This window comes from Sphaerisporangium sp. NPDC088356 (genome assembly GCF_040685555.1).
Lineage (GTDB): Bacteria > Actinomycetota > Actinomycetes > Streptosporangiales > Streptosporangiaceae > Sphaerisporangium.
Genome location: NZ_JBFBIK010000177.1, coordinates 1 through 10296 on the forward strand (window position 1 = coordinate 1; position 10296 = coordinate 10296).

A 10296-nucleotide genomic window follows, 5' to 3' on the forward strand; every position below is an offset into this window, starting at 1 on the left:
TCTGGCTCGGCGTCGAGGCCCACGGTCAGGAGTACCAGATGACGTACGCCACGTCGCCGGGGGAGTGGCGCCCGCTCGGCGACCCGGTGGACGGCCGCGTCCTCAGCACCTCCCTGGCGGGAGGCTTCATCGGCGCCTACATCGGCATGTACCTCTCCGGCGAGGGCCACCCGAGCGACAACATCGCCGACTTCGACTGGTTCGAATACCTCCCCCTTTCGCACTGAAGTTCCCGTCGTGGGCACGACACGTTCGATCGAGGCCTCGGTGAGCAGAGGAGATCCGCGCCCTGCCCACCGACGCCGGAGGGACGTTGAATGAACTTAGGAGGGATCGGGCAGGAGCCAGGAGATCGGCTTGATCTTAGAGACGCTGACGGACATGCCGACGAGCTTCGTGTCGACTGTCGCGACGTCGGTGATGTGCAGGCGCTCGGCCATCGCGATCACGGCGGCGTCGACGTAACCCATCGGTGCGCTGGCCATCCGCCGGACCAAGTGGGCGACGCGGAGCAGGTCCTCGTGGGTCGTCATGACCACTTTGAAGGGGCCGGAACCCGAACTCATGTGGTCGAGCAGCTGTGCCTCGTAGTCGGCGCCTCGGCGGAAGTTGTTCCGGATGAATCCACACGTCTCCACGAGCACGGGCTCAGGGACGACGAGGGTTCCCGGCCAGCTTGCCAGGAGCCTGCTACAACGCACATGGTAAAGATCGCCCGGCGAGTAGGTGGCGATCAGGGGGCCAGAGTCGATCAGGAGCTCCTTCACGCACTGCGCCTGATCGTCTCCACGGCCTCGATGATCTCCCTGCCCATGCGCGCCTCGGCCATTACCTCGCGATAGGTCTTGGAGAAATCGTGCTCTTCGGTGGGACCTAGCCCGACCCAGGGGAAGCGCTGCCGGATGGCCTCGTAGTCGAGCGGAGCCTCGCCCGCCACCTCGCTGCTCTCGTCCATGACTTGAGTGTAGACAATCACGATCCGAGTATAGATAGTCACCGTACGCCATGAAGGGTCTTCTGCGGCTCGCGCGAACCGTGAATCGAACAGCCGGTATCCATAGAGAGCAACATCGTCTGCGGTTCTCCGAACCACGAATCTTGACGCAGGGCCGAGATCACGTGAGGTAGGCGAAATGGTTGCGACATGACCAGGATTACCTCGGCAAGGTCCAGCGCAGGTCCGGCGTCTCGGGCAGGTACACGCTCTGCGCGTCGTCCTTGATGCGTAGGCGGAATGCTTGCTGGGTTGGCTTACCGGCGTCTTGCCAGGCGGTGAGCGCGGCCTCGATCTGGTCCCACAACCGCAAGGGGCCGCCCTGCCTGACGGTCCACCCATGCGTCTCGGGTACGAGCCACGCCCAGGACGCGGTGGCAAGATCGATGAGGCAGTACGCCACCGGTCCGCCCTCCGTCGAGACACCTACCGACTGGGCGCCGGGAGCGGCGAGCTGAGCGATCCACAGCGTCGTCCACTCGGTGAGGACGTCAGCGCCGAACACGGCGTCACGCTGGTCGCCGTCGTGCCTCGACGGCAGGTCACCTACAGGTGGAGCTGCGTGCTGCCGGGCCGGCATGAAGGAGATCGTGCCTGGCAGGAACTCTCCTTCGGCGGCCGATGGGCCGGTCACGGTGAGACGGGCGAGGGCGGAGCCGTACAGCCATCCGGACAGCGTGGCCAGAATGATGCCGTCACGTCGTGTCTGGCGAAGCCACGCGTCGGGGATGGTCCGGACCGAACAGGTGACGATGACCCTGTCGTACGGGGCACCCTCCTGGTGTCCCGCCAATCCGTCGCCGACGTGGAGGGCAGGGGTATGGCCGGCACGGTGCAACGCACGCCGAGCACGGCTCGCCACGCGCGGGTCCACTTCGATCGAGGTGACCTGGCCGCAACCGAGGTGCTCGCAGAGCAGCGCGGTGGAGTACCCCGTCCCCGTGCCGATCTCCAGCACCCGATGGTCGGCTTCCACCTGGAGTTCTTCCAACATCCTCACGACCAGACCCGGCAGCGTCGATGAGGATGTCGGCGCTCGCCGCACGGAATCGTCGCGCTCGTCGAGCTGGGTCACCCACGTCCCGTTCTGGTACGCCAGGTCGAGCCACTTCTCGTCGCCGGAAGCCGTGACAGGCTCCCACTCGGTGCCGTTCGGGCCGTCGACACGCCGGTAGATCCGGCCACCGAGGAAGATCTCACGGGGCACGGTCTCGACGGCACGCCGCCACGCAGGGTCGCGCAGATCTCCATTCGCTGCGAGTTCGCCGGCCAGGCGGCGGCGAAGCCGGGCGGCGAGCTGATCGTGGACGTGCGTGGTCATCGCGGAGCCTCCAGGAGCAGTTCGGCGATGGCGGCGGCGACCGGTATGCCGGTGGCGTCCTCCAGCCACCCCCATTGGCCGTTGGGGTTGCACTCCAGGAACATGTGGCTCCCGTCTCGGGTGATGGCGAAGTCGAAAGCACCGAACGACAGGTCGAGTGCGCGGAGAAAGGCGAAGGCGGTGTCGGCAAGACGCGGCGGAGGATCGACCACCGTGTAGGCGATGCGGTCGTAATCCTGCCGCCAGTCAAGCAGGTCGGACTCGATGCGGACGCAGAACACTCACTTCCCGACAGCCGTCATCCAATCGGCGGTCTTTCGACGCGAGCTTGGAACAGATGCGCGGTATGGGCGATCGTGTGGTCGATGCTGCCGGGGTCGACGGGGGTCGCCCAGATGGTGGACGGTTCACCGGCAGGGCTCATGCAAGGGGTGAACCGCAGAGCACTGGCGCAAGCTCCTGGCGTGATCATTGGTTCCGCGGAAAGGCTCAGTGGCAAGCAACAGCCCACTTATGGCCCGCAAGCGGGGTGAGGCAAGACCGTATTACCTGGCCCGAAAGGTGAGTCGAGAAGCCCAAGTCCCGTCCAATAGACAGGCACGTAAGCTCGGAATCTCCCCCCATCGTTCACTACAAAGAACTCGGAAATGTACCGCTGGCCATCCTGGGTCGTCCCCTCAACTTCAAGCAACCAGCCGCCAACACGCCCATTTACTGGGTGTACAGATGATGACTTCCGGACACGTGGACGTCCCCCCGGGAGGAGACAGTTACGCCGCGCCAATTGTAAAGTCGATTCGCAAGGCCCTAGGCCGACGGCAAACTCCCTGCACAACCCGTCGATGCCTCGTGAATCTGTGGCGTATGAGACCTGGCTGAGAACATTCACCGCGTCCTTTTCCAATATTGCGCGAGACGGGACCTCAGTGGTATTGGCCGTGCAGCTAAGAAGCGCAAACATTGCTGTGATAATCTGTGCCTGACATATAATTCGCCGCACTCTGCTTCATCCCCTTGGTGCGCAACTGTAGACTTTGTGTCTGGCAAGTAGATGTACGGTCCGCCAGTGGATATATGGCAGACCGTACACCGTTCCCTTGGTGCTACGCACCAGTTGGACGAATATTCGTCCTTAGTCTACAAGCAAAAAGGAAGGCCCAAGCCGCCACAGTAGTACGCGTCGGAGTTCCACCAGTGACTCCAGGACGGGCGGCCGTCTGCCTGAGGCACCTTGACGGAGACGTGATGACTGGTTCCTCCCAGAATCTGGTTATTGTTGGTGCCGCTCTGCGACTGCTCACCCTTCCAGTATGTGCTCATCTTGCCCGGCTCCGTGTACTTATAAGCGCGCTGTTCGTCACACGACGTGTAGTTGTAGCCAACGTCGAAGTGCAAAAGGGTTACACTGTTTGAGATAGTCCGACAGTCGTACGTGATTCCATCGGAAGGGGCAAAGTCCACCCATTGCCCCGGGCTGGTCATCTCAACGCCGCGCCCGCATGACGTTAGAACGCCGTTGCCATAGCCGTTTGCACCACAGGAACTCTTCACATGAGAAGAGTAGTAGTTCCACGTAGAATTACCGTCGTTCTTTTCGACGTAGTAAACCACGCAGGCATCGTTCCAGCCGATGTTTCCTCCGGAGTTAAGGGTACGCGCCGCGCAGTATTGCGCGTAGGGCTCTGTAGACGGCGCCACCAGAACCGAGGAGTTCCTGTTATTGATCGGGTCGTCGCTTTCGGTGGTGGGTACCGGGGGATCATCCCATACCACCGTGTAAGCACAAGGTGTGGTGGGCTCGGCCTTGTCGATGCTGCCTCGCTGGTAGCGAATCGATGTGATTCTTTTTGGTAGGATTAGAGTCTCTTTTACCTGCGGGCATCCAGGTTTGGGAAGGACCTTTGCCACATCCACTTCGAGCACACGGTATTCCTCGGAAATGCTTGCACTGCTACGGCCCCTAAGCTCCGGAGCCGTTTTCGCGATGCGAGTGACGAAGCTCTCCAGGACATCGTTTCTCTGAGGCGACTTGGTCACCTCTCGAGAATTGGTTTCGTCGAGTCTGACGTTGCTCGCTGGTTCACCAGGATCACCGACTGCGAGGGCGGGGGGAGCCGTGAGGACCAGGACAACGGTGAGTACGCTGAGAGCCGATGCCGCCGTGCGAAACACGACGCAAGGAGTACCCTTTCCTGTGCATCGTAAGGTGCCCTGCGGGCGGGTTGTGGTGAGATGCGCCGCCCGCAGGAAGAGCTATCTGTGGATTCTTGCCACGCTCTTTACACCTAGTGGATGAGGCAAGTTTAAGAGGCAAGAGGCCTAATGATCAACACCTTGACAAACTGGGTGCAATGTCTAATGCTCAATGAGCTTTTCCGCGTAACCGATCATGACGGTCTGTGATCTTCGGTCAGGAGTGACGGCCGTATTGAGACGGAGTAGCACGTGGGCGGCCTCGACGATCGCACCGATCCGCCAGGGGTCGAGGGTAACCCGCCGCGGTGCCTTGAAGGTGGTCTTGAGCAGCGAGTTCGCCCGTTCGGTGCGCACCACCGTGCCGTCCAGATTCAGATGCGTCATCCCGGACTTGCTGGCCTCCTCCAGCACGGTGGCCAGGTCAGGGGCCTCGCCGGCCAGCACGTCGATCCCTTATGCAGGTAGTCGTACGCGGTGCTCTTGCCGATCCTGTTGTCGGTGGCGAGCTGCCGGATCCGGGCGTCCTCGACGAACCAGCGCAACACCGGCACCGCCTGCTTGAACGGCCCCAGCGCCCGAGTTCCCTTGCGCGTGCCGATCCCACGCCGATGAGCTGCGAGCTTGCCCGCAAGGAACTCAGCGGTGGACCGGTTGATCTTCAAGGTGGCGGTGTATGTGACACTGGACGACACGTGAAGCCTCTCGCCCTGAACTTGATCTGTAGCAAGACCACTTCTAGCAGGGGCTTCACGCCTTCCCAGGCTCAGGGCGCCTCCGCCGGACGACCCCCACACTCTGAAAATGATCACACTGCGTGATCATTGGTTACGCGGAAAGGCTCAATGCGCAGGCGGCCTCGCACCACCTGTCTCAGTGGTTCGTGATTGCTTGCTCGGTCAGGGCGGAGGCCGGTTCGTGGGGCTCGGGTCTGGCCCGGGGGGTGGGGTGGGGCGGCGCGGCCATACGCGCTGGTCGGTCGTGGGGGCGAGGTGGCGTTCGGCCCTTTCGATACGCCACAGGCGTTCGGCCAGTTCGCCGGGGTCTCGTGCCTCGATGAGGCCGAGGTGTTCGCGGTTCCGTGCCGGGTGGAGCGCCCACCAGTGTCCGGTGGCGGTGCCGTACCAGAGGCACCAGCCGTTGAACCGCTGCGTCAGCGCCCGTACGACGTCCTGGCGGGTGGCGTCGGTCTCTGTGGAGGTCGGCGTCATGCGGGCGATCCGGGGTCTTCGGCGGGCGCGAGTTCCGCCCATGTGGTGGTCCTGCGGTGGCCGATGGTGAAGTCCCAGCACGCCGCCACCACGTCCACGAGTCGCAGGCCGCGGCCTCGAAGGTCCACCTCGTTCAGCACTCCGGCCCAGTCCGGCAGTTCCGCTCCGCCGGTGGGTCGCATGCAGGGGACGCCTTCCGCGCCGTCGTCGAGCACTTCGATACGCGCTCGGTTGCCCACGTGCAGCACGTACACCGTGACGGTGCCGCCCGGAAGCGACGACCGAGAATGCTGGACGCTGTTGGAGACCAGCTCGGAGACCACCAGCAGGGCCGCGTCCAGGAGCGGATCCCCGGCGAGGAGCTTGCGCACGAACGCGCGTGCCGTACCGACCTGTTCGACGTGGCCGGCGAGGGTGAGGTACCCGGCGATGGTCCACATGCCCGGCTGTGTGCCGTTCCGATGCTCGTCGTCGTGACCGATGGCGCCGTTCACCACGATCACACCCTGCGCGTCCGTTCCCGGGCCTGGTACGGCCGCGCTGGGCCGTACGGTCTCGCGGCTGCTCGCCGCCTGGACGCGCTGCGCGCCCGTCTCGTTCCGCTGCGGGAGGTCGATGCGCGACACCTCCCGTTCCAGCACCTGAAGCACCCGCGCCCCGGCGCCCAACAACTCCACCCGCCCAGTCTCTCGCCCCACCATCGACCTCCACAGGCCCCTGCGGCAGCCGCCGCACGCATCCGCGATGTTGAAAAGTGACTCGACGTGCTTGCCCCGTCACTCTTCGTTGAGAGCTTGCAGTGAGATTCTCGATTCCGCTACTCCCTTCCAAGAACTTCTCTAGATTTTTTTGGGAGTTGGATGTGGCTCCGTGATCGAGTGACCACACTGAGTTGCATGGCTTACCGACCTACGGTGCGAGCTCGACGGCTGGCCCGAGAGCTACGACGTCTTCGTGAACAGCAAGGCCTGACCTTGCAGGAGGTGGCCGACCGGCTTGACTGGTCACGAGCGAAGATGTCACGCGTCGAGACGACCCAGATCCGCCCCCACCATGGAGACGTCGCCGACCTACTCGACCTTTACGGCGTGAGCAGTCCCGAACGGGATGCGCTGGTCACTCTTGCCAGGGAAATCCGTCGGCGCGGATGGTGGACCGCCTACCTTGACGTCTTCACCGGCAGTTACGTGGCCCTGGAGGACGAGGCGTCGCACATCCGCACGTGGGACCCGCAGCTCGTTCACGGGTTGTTGCAGACGGCTGACTACGCCAGAGCCGTCATCCGTGCCGGCCGCATGATTGCTGACGACAGCGAGGTAGACCGGAGAGTCGACGCACGCATGGTGCGGCAGAGCCTGCTGTCCAGGGACGACGCACCCGAACTGCATATGATCGTCGACGAGGCGGTCATCCGTCGTTCGATCGGCGGCCCTGAGGTCATGAAGCCGCAGCTTGTCGCGCTGGCAGACCATGCCGTCCGGCCCAACATCACCATCCAGGTGCTCCCATATACGGCGGGGGAGCACCCAGGACTGGATGGCTGCTTCACGCTTATGTCCTATCCCGATCCAGCCGACCCTGACATCGCCTACATCGAAGGCACTATGGGTGATGTTTATATGGAAAGCGCGGAAGATGTCGCTGCGCATAGGCTGAGATTCGAGCGCATCAGCGCGATGGCGATGTCCCCGGAGGACTCGGCCAACCTGATCAACAAGGTGGCACAGGAGTAATCGTGGAACTTCTTCCCCCCAGCCTTGTATGGCGAAAGTCGACTTACAGCGGTAGCGGCGATCAGTGCGTCGAGGTTGCCTTGGTGGGCAACGCCTCGGACGCAGGAGTGCAGGCCCTTTCGGTCCTGCTGCGTGACAGCAAGAACCCGTCCGGTCCCGTCGTCGCCGTCACCTCGGGCCAATGGCGTGCCTTCGTCGGCGGAGTAAAGATGGGCGGCTGGGTGGACGGAATCCCTGCTTAGGAGGGGCGATGTTCGGTTCGGGCTCATCGCAGCTCAAGTGGTACAAGAGCAGCTACAGCGGAGGGAACGGCGGGAGTTGCGTTGAAGTCGCCGGACTTGCCGGGGACCGCATTGCAGTCCGTGACAGCAAGAACCCCTCCGGGCCCATCCTCGCTGTCGCCTCGGTTCAGTGAACGTATTTCATCCCACTTCGCGAGCCTGAAGCACAAAGATGGCTTTGACGAGCTGACCTGCGCGAAGTGGGCAGCAGCGTAGTTTCCGCAGGATGCGCCAGGTCTTCAACACGGCGTTGGCGCGCTCGCCGGGCCCGCGGAGCTTGGCGTGGGCGGAGTTGGCCGCCTTCTGTGAGGTCGGCTTGTTCCGTCCCTTGTACGGCAAGGTCGTCTTCCAGTTCTGGACCGGCGGTGAGGCCCAGATGGCTCGCGCGGTCGAGCGCTTCCACACCGCCGTCGTGACCGACCTGCTCCTGCACAACGGCAACCCGACCCTGGCCCGGCACGTGCGCAACACCCACAAGCGCGAGGTCAGGAGCGGCTACGTGCTCACCAAGGAGCACGCCAAGTCCAAGAACAAGATCGACTGCACCATCGCCTCGATTCTCGCCTACGAGGCCAGGGCCGACGCCATCGCGGACGGCCGGCTCAAGAAGAAGAGGCGGCTCGTCGTTGGGTTCTAGAACTAAGAATGGGGGCACTCGCCCTGCCTGAACGTACGCTGCCAACGGGGTCTGCCCCCCAGAGCCCGGAGGAGCGGATTCAGTACCTCGACGGCCGGTTGAGCGCTCAGATCGGGAAGGTCGAAAAGTACGGCCGTTACTACGACTCCAGGAACACGCCCCCGGCGTTCGCGCAGCAGCGCTTCGAGGAAGCGTTCGGCGCGATGTTCACCCAGTGGAAGGTGAACTTCGGCGGCCTGATCGTGGACTCCATCTCCGAGCGCATCAAGGTCGAGGGTTTCCGGATGACGGAGGACCCGGACGCCGACCGGGACGCCTGGGAGATCTGGCAGAAGAACTGCATGGACGCTGAGTCCAACGCGGCACACATCGACTCTCTGGCCCTCTCCCGCTCCTACGCGGTGGTCTGGGAGACGGGAGCGCGGAGCCAGATTCTGATTGAGGCGACGTCGATGGTGGATGCGCTGGCGTTTGTCGGTGCGTAGGCCACAGCGCGGTGGCTCTTGAGCTCGCCAATGCACCGCTCGATGGCGTTGCGCTCCTTGTACCGCTCGGCATCGAAGGTAGGCGGCCGCCCGCCTTTGCTGCCCCGCTTGAGGCGGTTGGCCTGCAGGTCCTTCTTGATCGGGATGACCACCTTGATGCCGCGCCTGCGCAGGTAGGCGCGGTTGCTCCGGGAGGAGTAAGCCTTATCCGCCAACACGGTCGCCGGCCGCCTGCGGGGGCGGCCCGGACCCCGGCGCACGATCCGGATCGTGTTCAGCACCGCGCTGGAAGTACGGGCTGTCACCGTGCCGGCCGGGGCCGATGATCCGCGCGAGGGGACGGCAGTGCCGGTCGGCAACCAGGTGAATCTTGGTGCTCAGCCCGCCGCGGGAGCGGCCCAGCGCCTCCCCGATGCGTGCTCGTTTTGTGATCTACGACCTCCCCCTTGGAGGGATGTCGGCAGGGGGGGCGTGCCGAGCTCCGGCGGCGTGCTGATGGGCCCGCACCACGGTGGAGCCCACGCTCACCGTCCAGCCTTGGCCATCGGCCTCATCGCGTCCTGCCCGCAGCCCGTCCAGGGTCTGCTCGCCACCCTGCCGCGGATTGGCCGGGAGCAGCGGCGACAGCCGCCGCCACTCCTCATCGGACAAGTCGTGACGATTCAGGCGATCTTCCATGTGACTGATCTACACCAAACCACTCCCGAAGATCCACGGAACACGCTTAGTACTGCGTACGTTTAGCAAGACCAAGGGGCCTCGAAGCCCTGGAAACACAGGCTTCGAGGCCCCTTCACGTTGTTCAGGAGAGAACGCGGGCCATTGGGCGATCTCTATTGGACCCGCCCGTGTAGTGCGTGACGGGTGAACGTCGTTCTGCCCACCCAACCCTTTACCACTACAACCTCGGCCGCGAGACGTTCCTGACACCGGTGCGGTGGGAGGACGGCTGGCCCGTCCCCGGCCCGGTCGAGCTCACCGCCGAGGGGCCGGACCTCCGCCCGCACCGGTGGCCCACCGAACCCGCCTGCGACAACTTCGACGCCGTACGGCTGGCGCCCGCCTGGAACCACCTGCGCACGCCGCGCGAACCGTACTGGACGCTCACCGAGCGCCCCGGGCACCTGCGGCTGCGGGGCCGGCCGGAGTCGCTCACCGAACGGACCAACCCGAGCCTGGTCGCCCGGCGGCAGCGGCACGCCCACTTCGCCGTGCACGCCGCCATGGAGTTCACCCCGGAGAACGGTGAGCGTGCCGGGCTCGCGCTGGTGCAGAACGACGACTTCCACATCCTGCTGGTCATGACCACCGCGGGGCTCGTCGTGATCAGGAGGGAGGGCGGCGCCGACCGCACGCTCGCACAGGCGGATGTACCGGCCGGTCGCATCTGGCTCGGCGTCGAGGCCCACGGTCAGGAGTACCAGATGACGTACGCCACGTC

The 10296-nt window shown here is 64.2% G+C and carries 12 protein-coding genes and 5 pseudogenes; 7 read left to right on the forward strand and 10 right to left on the reverse strand.

Annotated features, from left to right (window positions below):
• Window positions 1–227 (forward strand): annotated as a pseudogene (locus AB0O34_RS34520) (glycoside hydrolase family 43 protein); the annotation flags it as partial.
• Between the two features lie 96 nt (window positions 228–323).
• Here AB0O34_RS34520 and AB0O34_RS34525 read toward each other — a convergent pair.
• From AB0O34_RS34525 to AB0O34_RS34560, 8 genes and pseudogenes are all read right to left on the reverse strand, one after another.
• A complete protein-coding gene (locus AB0O34_RS34525; RefSeq protein ID WP_363922801.1) occupies window positions 324–767 on the reverse strand; it encodes a PIN domain-containing protein in 444 nt (147 codons plus the stop codon).
• On the reverse strand, window positions 764–955 hold the full coding sequence (locus AB0O34_RS34530) for a hypothetical protein (RefSeq protein WP_363922803.1): 192 nt from the start codon (window positions 953–955) through the stop codon (window positions 764–766). The genes AB0O34_RS34525 and AB0O34_RS34530 overlap by 4 nt, the downstream gene beginning before the upstream one ends.
• 199 nt (window positions 956–1154) lie before the next feature.
• Window positions 1155–2315 (reverse strand): ATP-grasp peptide maturase system methyltransferase, encoded by a 1161-nt coding sequence (tgmC, locus tag AB0O34_RS34535; protein ID WP_363922805.1) that lies wholly within the window; start codon window positions 2313–2315, stop codon window positions 1155–1157.
• Window positions 2312–2596, reverse strand: a complete 285-nt coding sequence (locus AB0O34_RS34540; protein ID WP_363922807.1) for a hypothetical protein — start codon at window positions 2594–2596, stop codon at window positions 2312–2314. The genes tgmC and AB0O34_RS34540 overlap by 4 nt, the downstream gene beginning before the upstream one ends.
• Window positions 2597–3452: 856 nt before the next feature.
• Window positions 3453–4238 carry a hypothetical protein gene (locus AB0O34_RS34545; RefSeq protein WP_363922809.1) on the reverse strand — a complete coding sequence of 262 codons (786 nt, stop codon included), beginning with the start codon at window positions 4236–4238 and terminating at the stop codon, window positions 3453–3455.
• Window positions 4239–4670: 432 nt separating this feature from the next.
• Window positions 4671–5203, reverse strand: a pseudogene (locus AB0O34_RS34550) (hypothetical protein).
• 204 nt (window positions 5204–5407) lie between these two features.
• The gene (locus tag AB0O34_RS34555) at window positions 5408–5719 is read right to left on the reverse strand and encodes a hypothetical protein (RefSeq protein ID WP_363922811.1); all 312 of its coding nucleotides are present in this window, start codon (window positions 5717–5719) and stop codon (window positions 5408–5410) included.
• Window positions 5716–6396: an ATP-binding protein gene (locus AB0O34_RS34560; protein WP_363922813.1), complete on the reverse strand. Its 681-nt coding sequence runs from the start codon at window positions 6394–6396 to the stop codon at window positions 5716–5718. The genes AB0O34_RS34555 and AB0O34_RS34560 overlap by 4 nt, the downstream gene beginning before the upstream one ends.
• Window positions 6397–6615: 219 nt before the next feature.
• On the opposite strand from AB0O34_RS34560, the gene AB0O34_RS34565 reads away from it, so the two are divergent.
• From AB0O34_RS34565 to AB0O34_RS34575, 3 genes are read left to right on the forward strand one after another with little or no spacing between them, the layout of a single operon-like run.
• Window positions 6616–7452, forward strand: a complete 837-nt coding sequence (locus AB0O34_RS34565; protein WP_363922815.1) for a helix-turn-helix transcriptional regulator — start codon at window positions 6616–6618, stop codon at window positions 7450–7452.
• A 2-nt stretch (window positions 7453–7454) separates the two neighbouring features.
• Entirely contained in the window at window positions 7455–7694 is a 240-nt protein-coding gene (locus AB0O34_RS34570) for a DUF397 domain-containing protein (RefSeq protein ID WP_363922817.1), read from the forward strand.
• 8 nt (window positions 7695–7702) lie between these two features.
• On the forward strand, window positions 7703–7867 hold the full coding sequence (locus AB0O34_RS34575) for a DUF397 domain-containing protein (protein ID WP_363922819.1): 165 nt from the start codon (window positions 7703–7705) through the stop codon (window positions 7865–7867).
• 7 nt (window positions 7868–7874) lie between these two features.
• On the opposite strand, the pseudogene AB0O34_RS34580 reads toward AB0O34_RS34575, so the two are convergent.
• A pseudogene (locus AB0O34_RS34580) lies at window positions 7875–8069 on the reverse strand (transposase family protein); the annotation flags it as partial.
• On the opposite strand from AB0O34_RS34580, the gene AB0O34_RS34585 reads away from it, so the two are divergent.
• Entirely contained in the window at window positions 8050–8370 is a 321-nt protein-coding gene (locus tag AB0O34_RS34585) for a hypothetical protein (RefSeq protein ID WP_363922820.1), read from the forward strand. The pseudogene AB0O34_RS34580 and the gene AB0O34_RS34585 overlap by 20 nt on opposite strands.
• Window positions 8371–8378: 8 nt before the next feature.
• Window positions 8379–8855 (forward strand): hypothetical protein, encoded by a 477-nt coding sequence (locus AB0O34_RS34590; RefSeq protein ID WP_363922822.1) that lies wholly within the window; start codon window positions 8379–8381, stop codon window positions 8853–8855.
• Here AB0O34_RS34590 and AB0O34_RS34595 read toward each other — a convergent pair.
• Window positions 8855–9380: pseudogene (locus AB0O34_RS34595) on the reverse strand (IS5 family transposase); the annotation flags it as partial. The gene AB0O34_RS34590 and the pseudogene AB0O34_RS34595 sit on opposite strands and share 1 nt — an antisense overlap.
• A gap of 332 nt (window positions 9381–9712) precedes the next feature.
• Here AB0O34_RS34595 and AB0O34_RS34600 point away from each other — a divergent pair.
• Window positions 9713–10296: pseudogene (locus tag AB0O34_RS34600) on the forward strand (glycoside hydrolase family 43 protein); the annotation flags it as partial.